Below are 17,992 nucleotides of genomic sequence, written 5' to 3'. Positions count from 1 at the left end.
AGTCTGCTCCTGCCTGCTCAGTCGACGCGGATGTTGGCGTCCGCGATGACCTTCTCCCACTTGAGCCGGTCGCGCCGCACGGTGTCGGCCAGCTTCTGCGGCGTGCCGCCCTCGATCTCCATGCCCAGCTCGGTCAGCTTGGCCTTCATGGCCGGCTCCTGCAGGATCTCGTTGACATGCTGGTTCAGCAGCGCCACGACGGCCGGCGGCGTGCCGGTCGGCGCGAGCAGGCCGAACCAGTGCAGCAGCTCGAAGCTGGCAAAGCCCGCCGTCTCGGCCACGGCCGGCAGGCCGGGGTAGGCGGCCGAGCGCCTGGCGGTGGTCACGGCGATGGCGCGCAGCTTGCCGGCCTTGGCCATGGGCATGGACTCGGGGCCGATCGCCATCATCACCGGAACATGGCCGGACATCAGGTCCTGCAGCGCCGGTGCGCCGCCCTTGTACGGCACATGCGTCAGCTCCAGCGCGGCGACGCGCTTGTACAGCTCCATGCCCAGGTGGCTGGGGTTGCCGGCGCCGCTGGAGGCATAGCTCACGGCCGTGGGCGAGGCGCGCAGGTAGGCCGTCAATTCGTCGAAGCTGCGCACCGGCAGCGCGGGGTGGACCATCACGATGCTGGGCAGCGTCACGAGCTGCGCGATCGGCGCGAAGTCCTTCTGCGCGTCGTAGGCCAGCCGGCCCTTGTACAGCGTGGGGTTCACCGACAGGCCGGCGGTGGACGCCAGCAGCAGCGTGTAGCCGTCGGCCCGGGACTTGGCGACGAAGCCGGCGCCGATCTGCTCGGTGGCGCCCGGCTTGTTCTCCACCACGACGGGCTGGCCCAGGCGCTGCGACAGCTGCAGGCCGATCAGCCGCGACACGGTGTCGGACGCGCCGCCGGGCGGGTAGGGCACGACGATGCGCACGGGCTTGTCGGGGTAGTCCGCGGCGCCTGCCAGGCCGGCCAGGGCCAGCGACAACGCACACAGCAGATGTTTCAGGGGGGTCTTCATGGGGAGCTCCAGCGAGGGGTTGGGAAAGCGAAGGCAACAGCCGGCCAGGCATGGCTGCGGCCATGCCGCAAAGCGTGGGCGCAAGGGGCCGCTACTGCGGCGTGATGTGTGCGGACCGCACCAGGCGTGCGTAGTGCTCCGCGTCCTGGCGCATGAACGCGCCGAAGGCCTGCGGCGAATCGCCGACCGGAATCAGCGAGGTCTCTTCGAGCTGCCTGCGCAGCGGGCCCTGCAGCGCAGCCTTGATGGCGGCATTGAGCTTCTCGACCACGGCCGGCGGCGTGCCGGCCGGCGCGGCGATGCCGGTCCAGGTCATGACCTCGAAGTCCGGCAGGCCGGCCTCGCGCATGGTCGGCACATCGGGCAGCAGCGGCGAGCGCTGCCGGCTCGTGATGGCCAGCGCGCGCAGCTTGCCGCTCTTCGCATAGGGCAGTGCCGTTGGCGAGGTGTCGAACAGCATGTCGATCTGCCCGCCCATCAGGTCCACGAGCGCGGGAGCGCCGCCCTTGTAGGGCACGTGCAGCAGTTCGATGCCGGCCTGCTGCATGAAGATCTCGGTCGAGAAATGCTGGGCCGAGCCCACGCTGGCCGTGCCGAAGGTGATCTTGCCGGGCTGCGCCTTGGCCAGCGCGATCAGCTCACGCACCGTGCGCGCGGGCGACGCATTGCCCACGACCAGGATGTTGGGCTGGTCCACGATGCGCATGATGGGCGCGAAGGCCGTCAAGGGATCGAGCGGCGGGTTCGCGTAGAGGAACTGGTTGGCCGCGAACACGCCCGCGCTGCCGACCAGCAGCGTGTAGCCGTCCGCCGGAGCCTTGGCGACGTAGGCCGCGCCGATGTTGCCGGACGCGCCCGGCTTGTTGTCGACGACGAAGGGCTGTTGCAGCGCGTCCTGCAGGCTCTTGCCGACCAGGCGCGCGACCAGGTCCACGCTGCCGCCGGGCGGGAACGGCACGACCAGGCGCACCGGCTTGTCCGGGTAGCCCTGGGCCAGGGCGCAGGAGGCGGCCAGCGCCATCCCCATGGCGATCAGTCTGTGCAGCATGGCAGTGCTCCGGTCAGAGGGAAGGCGAGGCGGCCAGTGCCGCCGCGGCATCGTGCGCGAGCGCCAGCAGCGCGTGGTCCGCACCGGCACGGCCGACCAGCTGCAGGCCGATCGGGCGCTCGTCGTCGTCCAGCCCGGCGGGCAGCGAGATGCCGCACAGCGCCAGCAGGTTGATGGGCCGCGTGAACTGCACAGGCGCCGTGCCGTGGTCGATGTCCTGCAGCCGCGGCGCGGTCACCGCAGTCACCGGCATGGCGATGGCGGCCAGGCCCAGCCGGTCCATCTCGGCCGCGAATTGCTGCTGCCATTGCGCCGCCGTGGCCCGGGCCTGCAGGTACTGCACGGCTGTCGTCGCGCGCGCGGCGACCAGGCGCGGCCGCACGGCGGGGTCGATCGGCGCGTCCGGGTCGTCCAGGAAGCGGTCGTTCACCCAGGCACCCTCGGCGATCTGGATGGCGTTGGTCGGCTCCTTGAACGCGACCAGCGGCGCGGGGAAGCGGAATGGCACCAGGGTCCAGCCGGCCTGCTCCAGCCGAAGCAGGTTGCTGGCCAGGCATTGCGCCAGCGCGGGGGCGAGCGTCGCAAGTTCTTCCGGCTCCAGCACGCCAATGCGCCTGCCGGGTGCGGCCGCGGCCGCGGGCTTGCCGGCCAGCGCCTCGAAGCAGGTGCGCGCATCCTCAACCGAGGAGACCAGCAGGCCCAGGCTGTCCAGCGTGTCGCTGAGCGGGTAGACGCCGCCGCGCGGCAGTGCGTCGATGGTGGGCTTGAAGCCGACGATGCCGCAGAACGCGGCCGGCACGCGCACCGAGCCCCCCGTGTCCGAGCCCACGGCCCAGGGCACGAGATGGGCCGCCACGGCGACCGCCGACCCGCTGCTGGAGCCGCCGGGCGCCAGCGTGTCGCTGGCGCGGCCGGCCGGGTTGCGCGGCGTGCCCATGTGCGGGTTGGTGCCCCAGGCGCCCAGCGCGAACTGCACCAGGTGCGTCTTGCCGATGACGATGCCGCCGGCCTCGGCGATGCGGCGCACGATGGCCGCGTCTCGCCGCGCGATGTTGTCCGCCAGCAGCGGCGAGCCGGCCGTCGTCGGCCTGCCCTCGACGTCCACCAGGTCCTTGAGCGCCACCGGGATGCCGTGCAGCAGCCCGCGGTCCTGGCCGGCGCGCAGCGCCTGGTCGGCGCGGGCGGCGGCGGCCAGGGCCTCGTCTGCGTAGACCGCGATGAAGCTGTGGCACTGCGCGTCGTGGGCCGCGATGCGTTGCAGGCAGTCCTGCGTCAACGCGACCGAGGTCAGCGTGCCGATGCGCAGCGCCTTTGCCAGCTCGGCGATGGGCGCAAAGGGTGGGGGCAGGGTAGAGGTGCTCATGTCAGGCTTTCTGCGGCGGCGAGCCGCGTGTTCAGGATGTGGGGGTAGGTCTCGCCTGCGCGCAGCCGCGCCAGCGTCTGGTGCTCGGCCTGCTGCAGCGCGATGGCGCGCTCGGCCAGCGCCCGGGCTTCGGCCGGGGCCATGACCAGCACGCCGTTCTCGTCGGCCAGCACGGCATCGCCGGGGTGCACGCGCACGCCGCCGCAGTCCACGGGCTGGCAGAAGCTGCCGGCCTGGCCGCCGGCGCGCGTGGTGCGGGCGGCCAGGCCGCGCGCCCACACCGGCAGGCCCAGCGCGCGCAGCTCGTCGATGTCGGTCACGCAGCCGTCGACCACGATGCCGGCCGCGCCGCGCAGCTGCGCGGCCAGCACGCTGGCGCCGCCGATGCAGGCCACGACCTGGTCGCCGGCGCGGTCGACGAACAGGAAGTCGCCGGCACGCAGCTGGCCCAGCGCGTGGTGCAGGATGGAGCCGTCCATGCCTTCGCAGCGCACCGTCACGGCCGTGCCCACGCTGCGCGTCACGCCCGCCATGGCGCGGATGCCGCCATGCAGGAAACCGCGTTCGTGAAAGTGGCCGATGGTGGCCGGCTCGGCCTGGCGCAGCAGCGCAAGCAGGGATGGGGTGCAAGGGGGCGGCAGCGCGCCGAGTGCGATGCCGATCATCTGGGATATCGTGCCTGTGTCATGGCTGGCCATCGTAGGCAGCCCTTCCCGGCCCGGCTATTGATCAATTCTGCGCATGGTTGATACACGTTCTTTATCAGCGCGTTTCACGCTGCACCAACTCGAAGCATTCGTCTGGACCGCACGCCTGGGCACAGTGCATGCGGCCGCGCGCCAGCTGCACCTGACGCAGCCCGCCATCTCGCACCGCATCCGCGACCTGGAGCAGGAGCTGGGCATGCAGCTGTTCGAGCGCCAGAGCCAGCGCCTGTCGGTCACCGAGCTGGGCCGCAACGTGCTGGTCTACGCCGAGCGCGTGCTGGCCTCGGCGCAGGACATGGCGCGGCTGGATCTGCGCAGCACCATCACCGGCCTGGTGCGCCTGGGGGTGGACGAGTCGTGCGCCAGCGTCGGCATGCCGCAGATCCTCAAGGACATCAAGGACAGCTACCCCGCGCTGCGCGTGGACCTGACGGTGGGCGGCGGCGCGCACCTGCTGCACAAGATCGAGCAGCACGAGCTGGACATCGCGCTGCACACCGGCCAGAGCCAGCAGCCCGACGTGACCAGCCAGTTCATCGGCCTGACCGAGCACCATTGGGTGGCGGCACACGACCTGCTGCTGCCCGAGGGCGAATTCCTGCCGGCCCATGCGCTGAACCACCGCATCGTCTGCAATGCGCCGCCCTCGACGCTGCACGTGTCGGCCTCGCGCTGGCTCGCGTCCGACGGCATCGCGTTCGAGGAATACAGCAGCTGCAATTCACTGGCGCTGATGGTGGCGCTGGTCGCCTCGGGCCATGCGATCGCAGTGCTGCCGGCATCGGTCACGCGGCGCCTGGTGGCCGACAAGGCTCTGCAGGTGCTGCGCGCCAGGCCGGCGATGCCGCACGTGCCCTACTACTTCTCGCACCTGGCGCACCACCGCAGCGAGACCATGGCGCGCATCCTGGAGATCGCGCTGCGCAACCTGCGCCAGGCCGGCTTCTTCTGCGCGGTGGATGCTCAGGTGTAGCGCTTGCTGCGCAGGTTGTCCTTCATGTCCTGCAGCAGCGGCTGCAGGCGCGCGCCGCCGATGCGCAGCGCCACGCAGGTGGCCAGGATGTCGATCACCATCAGGTGCAGCAGCCGCGACACCATGGGGCTGTAGCGGTCGTAGCCCTCGGGGTGGTCGGCCGCGACATGGATCTCGCCGGCCGTGGCGAGGGGCGAGCCGCTGGCCGTGATGACGATGGTGGTCGCGCCGTTGCGCCGCGCGATGTCGCAGGCGTCCATCAGGTCGCGCGTGCGGCCCGAGTTGGAGATCACCACCACGCAGTCGCCCGGTCGCAGCATCGAGGCGCTCATGACCTGCATGTGGCCGTCGCTGTAGCTGATCGCGTTCACGCCCAGGCGGAAGAACTTGTGCTGCGCGTCCTGCGCCACGATGCCGGAATTGCCGGCGCCGTAAAACTCGATGTGCCGGCCGGTCTCGTAGGTGGCAGCCAGCGCGGTCGCGGCCTTCTCGATGGCCGAGACGCTGGCGTCGTTGCGGTACTTCAGGAACGCGGCCACCGTGTTGTCGATGACCTTGACCATCACGTCGCTGGTCTTGTCGTCCATGTCCACCGCGCGGTGGATGAAGGGCACGCCCTCGCTCACGCTGCCGGCCAGCTTGAGCTTGAAGTCCGCCAGCCCGTCGTAGCCCACGCTGCGGCAAAAGCGCACCACCGTCGGCTTGCTGACGTGGGCCAGCTCGGCGAGCTCGACCACGGGCAGAGAGGCGAAGCGCCGCGGGTCGGCCAGCACCAGCTTGCCCACGCGTTGCTCGGCGGGAGCCAGCGAAGGCAGGCAGGCGCGGATGCGGTCCAGCATCAGGCCTCTTCGCTCCAGTAAAACGCGTCACGCGCAATCATGGCGCTGGACGCGCTCGGGCCCCAGGTGCCGGCCGCGTACGGGCGCGGCGGGCGTGGGTCCTGCTTCCAGAAGTCCAGGATGGGCTCGACCCAACGCCAGGCGGCTTCCTGCTCGTCGCTGCGCACGAACAGGTTCAGCCGGCCATCCAGCACGTCGAGCAGCAGCCGTTCGTAGGCGCCCACGCGCTCGGTGCCGAAGCGCTTGTCGAAGTCCAGGTCCAGCTGCACCGGCGCCAGCTGCTGCGCGCTGCCGGCGCGCTTGCGGCTGCCCTGGGCCTGGGCCATCAGGTGCAGCTCCAGCCCGTCCCTGGGTTGCAGGTTGATGACCAGCTTGTTGAAGGCACCGGTCGGCGTCTGGTAGATGGCGTGCGGCGTGGGCTTGAAGTTGACCTCGATGCGCGCATCGCGCGAGGACAGTCGCTTGCCGGTGCGGATGTAGAACGGCACGCCGGCCCAGCGCCAGTTCTCCACCTCGGTGCGCAGCGCGACGAAGGTCTCGGTGCGGCTGTCCGGGTCCACGCCGGGCTCGTCCAGGTAGCCCGGCACGCGCTCGCCGTAGGCCGTGCCGGCCACGTATTGGCCGCGCACCGTGTGCAGGCCCAGCGTCTCCTCGTTCCAGCGCTTGAGCGAGCGCAGCACCTTCAGCTTCTCGTCGCGGATCGCGTCCGCATGCGAGTTGATCGGCGGCTCCATGGCGATGGCGCAGACCAGTTGCAGCGCATGGTTCTGCACCATGTCGCGCATGGCGCCGGTCTGGTCGTAGAAGGCGCCGCGCTTCTCCACGCCCAGATCCTCGGCGATCGTGATCTGGATGTTGGCGATGTACTCGCGGCGCCAGATCGGCTCGAACAGCGCATTGCCGAAGCGCATCGCGAACAGGTTCTGCACCGAGGGCTTGCCCAGGTAGTGGTCGATCCGGAATACCTGGTTCTCGTCCAGCACCTTGGCCACGGCCTGGTTGATCGCGCGGTTGGAGGCCAGATCGTGGCCCAGTGGCTTTTCCAGCACCATGCGCGTGCGCGGGCCGTTCAGCCCGGCGGCGGCGACCTGCTCGACCACGTTGGTGAACAGGGCCGGCGCCGTGGCCAGGTACATCACGACGGACTCTGCATTGCGCGCGTTCAGCATGGCCGCCAGCCGAGCGTAGTCCGGCGGCTGGGACAGGTCCATGCGCAGGAAGTACAACAGCGAGGCGAAGGCCTTGAACTCCTCGGGGGAGGGCCGCTTGGCGCCTTCCACCGCGTCGAATCGCGCCTGGATCAGTTCGCGGTACTGGTCGTCGGAGAGGTCGTCGCGACCCACACCGATGATGCGGCCACCGGGTGGCAGCGTGCCGTGGCGGAAGGACTGGAACAGCGCCGGCATCAGCTTGCGCCAGGCCAGATCGCCAGTGCCGCCAAAAAGGACGAGGTCAAAACTCATGGCTTTTTTTGGAACATTTGGGTGCATGGGACTGTAACTTAGTTTCATGGCCGGGCATACTAGGGTCCGCGCAACAAGCTGTTTCCGTGCCCCTGGCACCGCACTGGCTTGCCGTATCCTCCCCACCACCACCCCTGCAATTGCCACGCCACCTGCCATGAACCAACTCGATGCCTTGAAGGCCCACACCACCGTCGTTGCTGACACCGGCGACTTCAAGCAGCTCGACGCTTTCAAGCCGACGGACGCCACGACCAACCCGTCGCTGATCCTCAAGGCCGTGCAGCGGCCCGACTATGCGCCGCTGCTGCAGGAGACCGTGACGCGGTTTCGCGGCAAGCCGCTGGACGAGGTGATGGACCGGCTGCTGGTGCGCTTCGGCCGCGAGATCCTGTCCATCATCCCGGGCCGCGTCTCCACCGAGGTCGATGCCCGGCTGTCCTTCGACACGCAGGCCACGGTCTCGCGCGGCGAACGCATCATCGCGCTCTACGAGGCCGAGGGCATCGCCAGCGACCGCGTGCTGATCAAGGTCGCGTCCACGTGGGAAGGCATCCAGGCGGCCGCGCAGCTGGAGCGCCGCGGCATCCACACCAACCTCACGCTGCTGTTCTCGTTCTGCCAGGCGGTGGCCTGCGGCACGGCCAAGGTGCAGCTGATCTCGCCCTTCGTCGGCCGCATCTACGACTGGTACAAGAAGTCCGCCGGCGCCACCTGGGACGAGGCGGCGCAGTCGGGCGCCAACGACCCCGGCGTGCGCTCGGTGCGCCAGATCTTCGAGTACTACAAGCGCTTTGGCATCAAGACGGAGGTGATGGGCGCGAGCTTTCGCAACGTGGGCCAGATCACGGCGCTGGCAGGTTGCGACCTGCTGACCATCAGCCCCGACCTGCTGGCCCAGCTGGCCGCCAGCGAGGCGCCGCTGCCGCGCGCGCTGGACGCCGCTGCCGCGCGCGAGCTCAGCCTGCAACCCGTGCAGTACGACGAGGCGGGCTTTCGCTACGCCCTGAACGAGGACGCCATGGCCACCGAGAAGCTGGCCGAGGGCATCCGGGCTTTCGCGGCCGATGCCGTCAAGCTCGAACAACTGATGCAGGCTGTCTGATGGACTGGGAAAACCGCCCCCGCTGCGACCAGTTGCCCGCCTGGGGCCAGCTCCGCGCGCAGAGCCAGGCCTGGGCCAAGGGCTTCGATGTGCGCGCCGCGTTCGCCGCCGATGCGCAGCGCACGGCGCGCTTCGGCCAGGAGGCGCCCGAGCTGTTCGCCGACCTGTCGAAGAGCTGCATCGACGCGCCGACCGAGGACCTGCTGTTCGCGCTGGCACGCGAGTGCGGCGTCGAGGCCCACCGCGACGCCATGTTCGCCGGCCAGCCCATCAACAACACCGAGCAGCGCGCCGTCCTGCACACGCTGCTGCGCGCACCGGCCGGCGCGCCGCAAGCCGACGCGGCCTGGGACGCGGCGCTGGCCGAGGTCCACGGCACACTGGACGCGATGCTGGCCTACGCCGATCAGGTGCGCTCCGATGCGGCCATCACCGACGTCGTGAACATCGGCATCGGCGGCTCCGACCTGGGGCCGCAGATGGTGGTGCGCGCGCTCGATGCCTTCGCCGCGCCGGGGCGGCGCCTGCACTTCGTCAGCAATGTCGACGGCCACGAGATGGCCTCCGTGCTGCGCCGGCTGAAGCCCGAGAGCACGCTGTTCCTGGTCGCCTCCAAGACCTTCACCACGGCGGAGACCATGGCCAATGCGCGCTCCGCGCTGGCCTGGTTCCGGCAGAACGGCGGCAGCGACGTGGCGCGGCATTTCGCGGCGCTGTCCACCAATGTCGAGGCGGCGCGCGCCTTCGGCATCAGCAACATCTTCGGCTTCTGGGACTGGGTGGGCGGCCGCTACTCGCTGTGGTCGGCCATCGGCCTGCCGATCGCGATCGCCATCGGCGCCGAGCGCTTCCGTGAGTTCCTGGCCGGTGCGCACGCCATGGACGAGCACTTCAGCAGCGCGCCGCTTGCGGCCAACCTGCCCGTGCGGCTCGGCCTGCTCGACGTCTGGTACCGCAACTTCCTGGGCTACACCAGCCGCAGCATCGCGCCCTACCACAGCGCGCTGGCGCGCCTTCCGGCCTATCTGCAGCAGCTGGAGATGGAGAGCAACGGCAAGCGCGTGGACCGCCATGGCGCGGCCCTGCCGTACGGCACCTCGCCCGTGCTGTGGGGCGAGCCGGGCACCAACGGCCAGCATGCCTACTTCCAGATGCTGCACCAGGGCAGCGACGTCGTGCCCGTGGAGTTCATCGCCGTGCGCGAGGCCGCACACGACCTGCCCGGCCACCAGTCCGCACTGCTGGCCAATGTGCTGGCCCAGGCCCAGGCGCTGATGCAGGGCAAGGCCGATGCCGGCGGTCACCGCGACTTCCCGGGCAACCGTCCCAGCACCTTCTTACTGCTGCAGGCGCTCACGCCGCGCAGCCTGGGCGCGCTGATCGCGCTGCAGGAACACCGCGTGTTCGTGAGCGGCTCGGTCTGGGGCATCAACAGTTTCGACCAGTGGGGCGTGGAGCTGGGCAAGGTGCTGGCCAAGGACATCGAGCCGCGCCTGGCCAGCGGCGACGCGAGCGGGCTGGACGCTTCCACGGCCGGCTTGCTGCAGCGGCTGCGGGGCTGAACGCCATGCAGCACCTGCAGATCCGCATCGAGCAGCCCCATGGCCCCGGTGCCAGCGCCGTGTTCGGCCCCAAGGGCGGCACCATCGGCCGCGCGGAGAACAACACGCTGGTGCTGTCGGACGCCGAACGCTCGGTCTCGCGCCTGCATGCGCGCGTCGAGTGGCGTGGCGGCGCGTTCCTGCTGGTCAACATGGGCATCAATCCCGTGGGCTGCAACAACACCGTGCTGTCCACGGCCGAGGCCGCGACCCTGGCGTCGGGCGACACGGTGCGCATCGGCAGCTTCACGCTGCGTGTGCAGGCGGTCGACGCCGATGCCGAGCCCGTCACGCTGGCGCCGGGGCAGGGTGACGAAGCCCTGTTCGACGACATGACCGGCCTGCCGCTGCGCGCGGCCTGGGCCTCCGACTTCGCCATGTTCCACGATTCGGCTGGTGCCAAGCTCGCGGGCACCGAGCAGGGCTGGCTGCAGAGCCTGCTGCACGGCATGGGCTGCGAGGTGCCACCCACGTCCGTGCCACCCTCGGCCGAGCAGGCCGGCGCGCTGATGCGCCAGGCCATGAACGACACCATGCGCACCTGGATGGCGCACTGCTCGCCTGCGGTGCAGCAGGCCTGGTTCAGCAATTTCGAAGACGCGTTCCTGAAGGCCTGCCTGGCGGCAGCGGCCTCTGCCGCGGGCACCACGCAGCCCAAGCGCTGAGCAGCGCCTGCGCCGTGCGCGCGGCCAAAGAAAAAGCCCCGCGGCTTCGCAGCCGCGGGGCTTTCGTGCTTGGCCTGGCAGCCAGGCGAAGGGGCATTACATGCCCATGTCGCCCATGCCACCCATGCCGCCCATGCCACCCGGCATGCCGCCGCCGGCAGGAGCGTCGTCCTTCGGGGCTTCGGCGATCATGGCTTCGGTCGTCAGCATCAGCGAGGCGACGGAAGCAGCGTTCTGCAGCGCGGTGCGCGTCACCTTGGTCGGGTCCAGGATACCCATTTCGATCATGTCGCCATAGGTGTCGTTGGCGGCATTGAAGCCATGGTTGCCCTTGCCGGCCAACACAGCGTTCACGACCACGGAGGCTTCGCCACCGGCGTTGTAGACGATCTCGCGCAGGGGCGCTTCGATGGCCTTGAGCACCAGCTTGATGCCGGCGTCCTGGTCGGCGTTGTCGCCCTTGATCTCGCCAGCGGCTTGCTTGGCGCGCAGCAGCGCGACGCCGCCACCAGCCACGATGCCTTCTTCGACGGCGGCACGCGTGGCGTGCAGCGCGTCTTCGACACGGGCCTTCTTTTCCTTCATCTCGACTTCGGTGGCAGCGCCGACCTTGATCAGAGCCACACCGCCAGCCAGCTTGGCCACGCGCTCTTGCAGCTTTTCACGGTCGTAGTCGCTGGTCGCTTCTTCGATCTGCACGCGCACTTGCTTGACGCGCGCTTCGATGTCGGCAGCGGCACCGGCGCCATCGATGATGGTGGTGTTTTCCTTGCCCACTTCGATGCGCTTGGCCTGGCCCAGGTCGGCCAGCGTCACTTTCTCCAGCGTCAGGCCCACTTCTTCAGCGATGACCTTGCCGCCCGTCAGGATGGCGATGTCTTCCAGCATGGCCTTGCGGCGGTCGCCGAAGCCAGGTGCCTTGACGGCCACGACCTTCAGGATGCCGCGGATGGTGTTCACGACCAGGGTCGCCAGGGCTTCGCCCTCGACTTCTTCGGCAATGATCAACAGCGGACGGCCAGCCTTGGCGACGGCTTCCAGCGTGGGCAGCAGTTCGCGGATGTTGCTGATCTTCTTGTCGAACAGCAGCACGAAGGGGTTGTCCAGCAACGCGGCTTGCTTTTCCGGGTTGTTGATGAAGTAGGGCGACAGGTAGCCGCGGTCGAACTGCATGCCTTCGACGACTTCGAGCTCGTTGTCCAGCGACTTGCCGTCTTCGACGGTGATGACGCCTTCCTTGCCGACCTTGTCCATCGCGTCAGCAATGATCTTGCCGATGGATTCGTCGCTGTTGGCCGAGATGGAGCCGACTTGCGCGATTTCCTTGGAGGTGGTGGTGGCCTTGGAGGCTGCCTTCAGCTGGGCGACCAGGGCGGTGACTGCCTTGTCGATGCCGCGCTTCAGGTCCATCGGGTTCATGCCGGCGGCCACGTACTTCATGCCTTCGCGCACGATGGCCTGGGCCAGCACGGTGGCGGTGGTGGTGCCGTCGCCAGCGTTGTCAGAGGTCTTGGAAGCGACTTCCTTGACCATCTGCGCGCCCATGTTCTGAAGCTTGTCCTTCAGTTCGATTTCCTTGGCCACGGACACACCGTCCTTGGTCACGGTGGGGGCGCCGAACGAGCGCTCGAGCACCACGTTGCGACCCTTGGGGCCCAGGGTGACCTTGACCGCGTTGGCCAGGATGTTCACGCCTTCGACCATGCGTGCGCGGGCTTCGCCGCCGAAAATGACGTCTTTAGCTGCCATGAGTAATTCTCCGGATTCGGTTCAATGAGAGGATGAAAGGCGAGAAATTACTTCTCGACGACTGCGAACAGGTCGTCTTCCTTCATCACCAGCAGTTCGTCGCCTTCGACCTTGACGGTCTGGCCCGAGTACTTGCCGAACAACACGCGGTCGCCGACCTTGACGGACAGGGCAATGCGCTTGCCGTCTTCGTCTTGCTTGCCCGGGCCAACGGCCAGGACTTCGCCCTGGTCGGGCTTTTCAGCAGCGTTGTCGGGGATGACGATGCCGGAAGCGGTCTTGGTTTCGCTTTCAACGCGCTTGACGATCACGCGATCGGCCAAAGGACGAAGTTTCAATTGCATCTCCTAAAGGGATAAACAGGGGCTTGGCTTGGCGCCGGCATCAAAGGCCGACGCCACGAAAACGTGGAACGGTGTTGTTAGCACTCAACTCCAGCGAGTGCTAATGATACGGGCTAATCGTGACATTTCAAGGTGGTCATCCGTAAAACGGGGGGTGTTACAGCTGCTGCGGAACGACACTGTACTTTCGTAAACGCGCCATTGAACTTTCGGCAGTTGTGTTGGTGTTCGCTGACTTTTCGCGGTCGAAGCCTTCGGATCAGGGCGTCGGGCCTATGGTCACGCGGCCGCTGAGACTTCGCCCAGCACTCAGTCAGGCCATAGATCGCCGATCCGCGCAGGCATGGCACATGCATCTGGTCGGCGCGTGCCGCCATCCATGAACGCCCAGGCACTCCCGTGGCACCTTCGCGGCCACGGAAAGCAGCACTAGCGGCCCGGCGGGAACGTTGAGCCAAGGTGCCATTTGCCAGGGCGTGCAGCAGCGCACATACGGACTGCGGGAGCGCGTCGCTCCTCTTGGACCTTGCCATGGTATGGCCTTGCTCCGCCGGCGCGGGGCGGATTCGATGACATCCTCGGTACCCGAAATCGGCCAGGAGCGGACATAGACGAGTGGCCGCTTCCAGCCGCCGTGGCGACCTTGACGGACATGCGGTGGTCTGCCCGGTCGTTGAAGGGCTGAAGGCGAGAAGATTTGGTGAGGCGCGGAGCAGTGGAACTCGCCTGGCTCACAACCAGCGCAGCCCGTCTTCACGCAAACATGACTGAACGTACCGCCACTCGTGCTGAATTTTGTCATGGCTGGACCAGCCGGCTTGGGTGGCAATGGCGCGCACCTTTTGCGCCGCCTCCAGCAAGCTTGCCTGCCCACTATCGGTGCGCCATAGATGCCCGGCCCACGCCACTTTGGCCCAGGCCTGGGCACGCGCCGCTTGGATGCCTGCATGGGCCGCAAAGTCCGGCTGCGCGGTGGCGATCTGCTCCACGGTGGCCGCCAGGCGCAGCGCCTCGGCCAGGNCTCGCCGCCGAGTTGGCCGGCGGCGTAGGCGGCGTAGCGCCAGGCGTGGGCACGCGCCGCTTGGATGCCTGCATGGGCCGCAAAGTCCGGCTGCGCGGTGGCGATCTGCTCCACGGTGGCCGCCAGGCGCAGCGCCTCGGCCAGGGCGCGCTCGCCGCCGAGTCGGCTGGCGGCGTCGACGGCGCAGCCCAAGGCCAGGGCGCGCTCCTCTTGGATGCGTGCATGGGCCGCAAAGTCCGGTTGCGCGGTGGAGATCTGCTCCACGATGGCAGCCAGGCGCAGCGTCTCGGCCAGGGCGCGATCGCCGCCGAGTTGGCTGGCGGCGTAGACGGCGTAGCCCCAGGCCTGGACGCGCTCCTCTTGGATGCCTGCATGGGCCGCAAAGTCCGGGTGCGCGATGGCGATCTGCTCCACGGTGGCGACCAAGCGCAGCACCTCGGCCAGGGCGCGCTCGCCGCCGAGTCGGCAGGCGGCGTAGGCGGCGTAGCGCCAAGCCTGGACGCGGCCCCCTTGGATGCCTGCATGGGCCGCAAAGTCCGGCTGCGCGGTGGCAATCTGCTCCACGGTGGCCGCCAGGCGCAGCGCCTCGGCCAGGGCGCGCTCACCGCCGAGTTGGCCGGCGGCGTAGGCGGCGTAGCGCCAGGCGTGGGCACGCGCCGCTTGGATGCCTGCATGGGCCGCAAAGTCCGGCTGCGCGGTGGCGATCTGCTCCACGGTGGCCGCCAGGCGCAGCGCCTCGGCCAGNTGGGCACGCGCCGCTTGGATGCCTGCATGGGCCGCAAAGTCCGGCTGCGCGGTGGCGATCTGCTCCACGGTGGCCGCCAGGCGCAGCGCCTCGGCCAGGGCGCTTTCGCCGCCGAGTCGGCTGGCGGCGTGGACGGCGCAGCCCAAGGCCAGGGCGCGCTCCTCTTGGATGCGTGCATGGGCCGCAAAGTCCGGCTGCGCCGTGGCGATCTGCTCCACGGTGGCCGCCAGACGCAGCGCCTCGGCCAGGGCGCGATCGCCACCGAGTAGGCAGGCGGCGTCGGCGGCGCAACGCCAGGCCTGGGCGCGCTCCGCTTGGATGCGTGCATGTGCCTCAAAGTCCGGCTGCGCGGTGGCGATCTGCTCCACGGTGGCTGCCAGGCGCAGCGTCTCGGCCAGGGCGCGATCGCCGCCGAGTTGGCTGGCGGCGTAGGCGGCGTAGCCCCAGGCCTGGACGCGCTCGTCTTGGATGCGTGCATGGGCCGCAACGTCCGGCTGCGCGGTGGCGATCTGCTCCACGGTGGCGACCAAGAGCAGCACCTCGGCCAGGGCGCGCTCGCCGCCGAGTAGGCCGGCGGCGTAGGCGGCGTAGCGCCAGGCCTGGGCGCGCTCCTTTTGGATGCCTGCATGGGTCGCAAAGTCCGGCTGCGCGGTGGCGATCTGTTCCACGGTGGCAGCCAGGCGCAGCGCCTCGGCCAGGGCGCGCTCGCCGCCGAGTTGGCCGGCGGCGTAGGCGGCGTAGCGCCAGGCCTGGGCGCGCTCCTCTTGGATGCCTGCATGGGCCGCAAAGTCCGGCTGCGCGGTGGCGATCTGCTCCACGGTGGCAGCCAGGCGCAGCGTCTCGGCCAGGGCGCGATCGCCACCGAGTAGGCAGGCGGCGTCGGCGGCGCAGCGCCAGGCCTGGGCGCGCGACTCTTGGAAGTCAGCATCCGTGAGGCCCGGCTCCACGATGGCGATGCCATCGACTTCCAAGGCATGCGACTGCGCCACCACCAGCCCGCGCTGGCCACCCAACTTCGCGCCAACAGCAGCCAGAAAGGCGACATGTCGTGCTCGAGCCAGGGTTCTTGCAGAGCAATCCGTCTGCACGGCTGGTCCCAAAACGGGCCCGTGAGCGGTCTTCCTCAGAACCCGCCAGGCTACGCGCGCAGCGTCGCGGCCCTCGGCAAAGGGCAAAAGCTCCTCAGCCCACTGTCTGCACCCATCGTGGTCGAAATCACTTGTACTGGCGCACGCCAGCCACGACGACAAAAACTGCCCAACGGCCGTTGCGAGCGCACGCCGCACGGACCGACGTGCGTGGGCCCGCGGGCCGACAGCCTGCGCCCAGTATTTGTGGGCTGCCAAAGTGTCGTCCCAACACAGAGTCATGCCGCGCCGTAGCGTCTGCGCATCCACCACCAGCATCACCTGTAAAGCCGCACTAGGGTCCGCGATCGGCTGCGGTCGTGCGACGCTGAGGCACATCCGCAACCAGCGTGCAAGTGCCTCGTGTTCGGCATTGTCCAGCGCCGCTAGTGCAGGTTGCAGTGCTGGCGGCTCCGCATAGCGATAGAGCAGCGCGCCGACACATCCCTGCGCCCACGGCAAACGAAACGCCGCTTCTCTCGGCACAGCCTGCAGCGCAAGGGCAAGCCTTGGATCGGGCGAGACGGCCGCCAGCGCGGTGCGTAGTGCTCGCTCGGGCTGCTGCGCCCAGGCCAACCGAGCCATTTCTCGAGCCGCGGTATCCTGGTCGTCAAAGTCCTGCAGCCACTGGCGCACATAGGCGCGGGCAATCGCAGCCGGTCGCGGAGGCGGCAGCCACCGGGTGGGGCCCACAGGCGGATTGTGGGGAAAGAGATCGCGGATCAGCCCGGCGGGCAAACGTGCCGCGATGGCTTCGGGCAAGGTTGTACCGCCCAGCCAGGCGGCGAGCACGAGCTGCCGGTGCAATTCTTCGGCGATGCCCGGTGCACGATCACGAAGCAATCGCGCATGGCCGTCGGCCAGGTCCGCAGCACGTTCATTCAGGAGGCGCTCGCGCAACGCACGGAACTGCAGGGCCTGCGTCGGCGATGCGCGTTCGACGTCCGGCACCTGGGGGTCGTCGACGGGGGCCTCAGAGACCCAGCGGCTGAGGTCTGCGTCTGTGCTAGCCAGTGCGGCCAGCGCCAGCGCTACGTTCAGCGGGTTGCCGTCGGCGACCTGGGCTACAACGCCGGGTGCGTGGCTGGGCCAAAGCTTGCTGCGGCGGCGCTGCCAATCGGCCTCAGCAACACCACTGGCGGCCTCCATCTGCTGGCTCAACGCACCCCACATTGCACGCACCGCTGTACCGTCGAAACGAAGGTCACCCAGCTGAAGCGACGCGCCGTGCTCCAGCGGCAATGCCGGGGCCGGGCGGCCTGGCTTAGGCCACAAGGCATACAGTTCCGACGGGAAGTGCTGGTCGATCACCAGCACGCGCACGGGGTGCCAAAACACCATCCGCCGTCCTTCCAGCAACTCCAGAGCCTCTTGAGCACTGGCGGCTGGCTCGTCCAGCACCAGCAACGTGGGGCGGCTGGGTTCCCAGGACTTGAGCTGTTCACGCACCTGTGCGTCAGCGGGTTGAAGTGCGCCAACGTGCCAGGGGTCTCCCGGCAAGCGCTCCAGGCCGGGCAACGCTGCTCGCCGCCATCGCGCCACTGCAAGGCGCCAGCCAGTGCCTCCAGGGTGTTCGGGCGGCGGCCACCCTTGCCGCATTCGGCGCCCGAGTTCAGCGGCCAACGAGGACTTGCCGATACCATTCACGCCCGTGACCAATGCCACGGCGACCGGTTGCCAGCTGGGCTGACGCCGCTGGTCGGGCCGGCGCGGCCAGAGCCGCCCCCACATGCCGTTCCCCGATCCCTTTTCGGCCCACCGCAGCAAGTGCTCCATCGCGCGGCGCTGATCATGCCAGGAGCGATAGCCATGCGGGCCTCTGGTCGCGTCTTCGCCCCCTTCCGAGGGCGGTGGCGGTGCTTCGACCCACGGCATCGGCGCCATGTTTATCGCTGCAAACTCCAGCGGACGCAGGATGACGGAGTCGGGGCGGCCCTCGGCGAAGAATGCAGCACGGCGGGCAACGGGCCAGGCGATCAAAGCTCCAGCCAGCCAGAGGAACAATGGATGCCAGTTCGAATCGCCTGTCCACTTGGCCAAGCTTCCAAGGACTGGCCACTTGCCCAATTCGAATAGGAGCCACTCCGATGCATTCCAACCGATGGCAGCGTCTAAACCATAAATCAGGAGCAGGGACACCGCCGCCAGCAGCGCGCCGGCACACAGACTGATCGCGGCGCGGAATAGATGAGCGCGCATAGTCGGAACCTCCCCTCTTCCATTTGAACATTTCCTTTCCAGCTTATCTGA

The 17,992-nt window shown here is 68.9% G+C and carries 12 protein-coding genes; 4 read left to right on the top strand and 8 right to left on the bottom strand.

What is annotated here, in order from left to right; all coding sequences use genetic code 11:
* Positions 1-17: 17 nt before the first annotated feature.
* The 4 genes from ASF43_RS05155 to ASF43_RS05140 form a co-directional block, all read right to left on the bottom strand.
* Positions 18-992 carry a tripartite tricarboxylate transporter substrate binding protein gene (locus ASF43_RS05155; protein WP_056177347.1) on the bottom strand — a complete coding sequence of 325 codons (975 nt, stop codon included), beginning with the start codon at positions 990-992 and terminating at the stop codon, positions 18-20.
* Between the two features lie 91 nt (positions 993-1,083).
* On the bottom strand, positions 1,084-2,040 hold the full coding sequence (locus tag ASF43_RS05150; RefSeq protein WP_056177345.1) for a tripartite tricarboxylate transporter substrate binding protein: 957 nt from the start codon (positions 2,038-2,040) through the stop codon (positions 1,084-1,086).
* 13 nt (positions 2,041-2,053) lie between these two features.
* Positions 2,054-3,403 carry an amidase gene (locus ASF43_RS05145; RefSeq protein WP_056177343.1) on the bottom strand — a complete coding sequence of 450 codons (1,350 nt, stop codon included), beginning with the start codon at positions 3,401-3,403 and terminating at the stop codon, positions 2,054-2,056.
* Positions 3,400-4,068 (bottom strand): RraA family protein, encoded by a 669-nt coding sequence (locus ASF43_RS05140; protein WP_056177341.1) that lies wholly within the window; start codon positions 4,066-4,068, stop codon positions 3,400-3,402. The genes ASF43_RS05145 and ASF43_RS05140 overlap by 4 nt, the downstream gene beginning before the upstream one ends.
* Before the next feature lie 76 nt (positions 4,069-4,144).
* On the opposite strand from ASF43_RS05140, the gene ASF43_RS05135 reads away from it, so the two are divergent.
* Positions 4,145-5,083, top strand: a complete 939-nt coding sequence (locus ASF43_RS05135; RefSeq protein ID WP_056177339.1) for a LysR family transcriptional regulator — start codon at positions 4,145-4,147, stop codon at positions 5,081-5,083.
* Here the strand turns inward: ASF43_RS05135 and ASF43_RS05130 are convergent.
* Both ASF43_RS05130 and zwf read right to left on the bottom strand, forming a co-directional pair.
* Positions 5,074-5,922, bottom strand: a complete 849-nt coding sequence (locus ASF43_RS05130; protein ID WP_056177337.1) for a MurR/RpiR family transcriptional regulator — start codon at positions 5,920-5,922, stop codon at positions 5,074-5,076. The two genes, ASF43_RS05135 and ASF43_RS05130, sit on opposite strands and share 10 nt — an antisense overlap.
* Positions 5,922-7,385 carry a glucose-6-phosphate dehydrogenase gene (zwf, locus tag ASF43_RS05125; RefSeq protein ID WP_056177336.1) on the bottom strand — a complete coding sequence of 488 codons (1,464 nt, stop codon included), beginning with the start codon at positions 7,383-7,385 and terminating at the stop codon, positions 5,922-5,924. The genes ASF43_RS05130 and zwf overlap by 1 nt, the downstream gene beginning before the upstream one ends.
* A gap of 157 nt (positions 7,386-7,542) precedes the next feature.
* Between zwf and tal the strand changes: the two genes are divergently transcribed.
* The 3 genes from tal to ASF43_RS05110 are packed head-to-tail and all read left to right on the top strand — an operon-like array spanning position 7,543 to position 10,756.
* Positions 7,543-8,490 carry a transaldolase gene (tal, locus tag ASF43_RS05120; protein ID WP_056177334.1) on the top strand — a complete coding sequence of 316 codons (948 nt, stop codon included), beginning with the start codon at positions 7,543-7,545 and terminating at the stop codon, positions 8,488-8,490.
* The gene (pgi, locus tag ASF43_RS05115) at positions 8,490-10,052 is read left to right on the top strand and encodes a glucose-6-phosphate isomerase (RefSeq protein ID WP_056177333.1); all 1,563 of its coding nucleotides are present in this window, start codon (positions 8,490-8,492) and stop codon (positions 10,050-10,052) included. Before tal ends, pgi begins: the two co-directional genes overlap by 1 nt.
* 5 nt (positions 10,053-10,057) lie before the next feature.
* Entirely contained in the window at positions 10,058-10,756 is a 699-nt protein-coding gene (locus ASF43_RS05110; RefSeq protein WP_056177331.1) for an FHA domain-containing protein, read from the top strand.
* 96 nt (positions 10,757-10,852) lie between these two features.
* Here the strand turns inward: ASF43_RS05110 and groL are convergent, their stop codons facing one another.
* Together groL and groES are read right to left on the bottom strand one after the other, a co-directional pair.
* Entirely contained in the window at positions 10,853-12,505 is a 1,653-nt protein-coding gene (gene groL / locus ASF43_RS05105) for a chaperonin GroEL (protein ID WP_056177329.1), read from the bottom strand.
* Positions 12,506-12,552: 47 nt separating this feature from the next.
* Positions 12,553-12,843 (bottom strand): co-chaperone GroES, encoded by a 291-nt coding sequence (gene groES / locus ASF43_RS05100; RefSeq protein WP_056178141.1) that lies wholly within the window; start codon positions 12,841-12,843, stop codon positions 12,553-12,555.
* Positions 12,844-17,992: the final 5,149 nt, after the last annotated feature.

The sequence above is a fragment of the Pseudorhodoferax sp. Leaf267 genome (assembly GCF_001422405.1).
Lineage (GTDB): Bacteria > Pseudomonadota > Gammaproteobacteria > Burkholderiales > Burkholderiaceae_C > Pseudorhodoferax.
The sequence above is the reverse complement of the archived record's forward strand: the minus strand, read 5'-3'. Positions and strand labels throughout refer to the sequence as shown.

What these genes read in the sequence shown, in the direction of transcription:
- ASF43_RS05130 (WP_056177337.1), bottom strand. Translation starts at nt 5,922, where the DNA reads ATGCTGGACCGCATCCGCGCCTGCCTGCCTTCGCTGGCTCCCGCCGAG.
- tal (WP_056177334.1), top strand. Translation starts at nt 7,543, where the DNA reads ATGAACCAACTCGATGCCTTGAAGGCCCACACCACCGTCGTTGCTGAC.
- groL (WP_056177329.1), bottom strand. Translation starts at nt 12,505, where the DNA reads ATGGCAGCTAAAGACGTCATTTTCGGCGGCGAAGCCCGCGCACGCATG.
- ASF43_RS05150 (WP_056177345.1), bottom strand. Translation starts at nt 2,040, where the DNA reads ATGCTGCACAGACTGATCGCCATGGGGATGGCGCTGGCCGCCTCCTGC.
- ASF43_RS05135 (WP_056177339.1), top strand. Translation starts at nt 4,145, where the DNA reads ATGGTTGATACACGTTCTTTATCAGCGCGTTTCACGCTGCACCAACTC.
- zwf (WP_056177336.1), bottom strand. Translation starts at nt 7,385, where the DNA reads ATGAGTTTTGACCTCGTCCTTTTTGGCGGCACTGGCGATCTGGCCTGG.
- ASF43_RS05155 (WP_056177347.1), bottom strand. Translation starts at nt 992, where the DNA reads ATGAAGACCCCCCTGAAACATCTGCTGTGTGCGTTGTCGCTGGCCCTG.
- ASF43_RS05140 (WP_056177341.1), bottom strand. Translation starts at nt 4,068, where the DNA reads ATGATCGGCATCGCACTCGGCGCGCTGCCGCCCCCTTGCACCCCATCC.
- pgi (WP_056177333.1), top strand. Translation starts at nt 8,490, where the DNA reads ATGGACTGGGAAAACCGCCCCCGCTGCGACCAGTTGCCCGCCTGGGGC.
- ASF43_RS05110 (WP_056177331.1), top strand. Translation starts at nt 10,058, where the DNA reads ATGCAGCACCTGCAGATCCGCATCGAGCAGCCCCATGGCCCCGGTGCC.
- ASF43_RS05145 (WP_056177343.1), bottom strand. Translation starts at nt 3,403, where the DNA reads ATGAGCACCTCTACCCTGCCCCCACCCTTTGCGCCCATCGCCGAGCTG.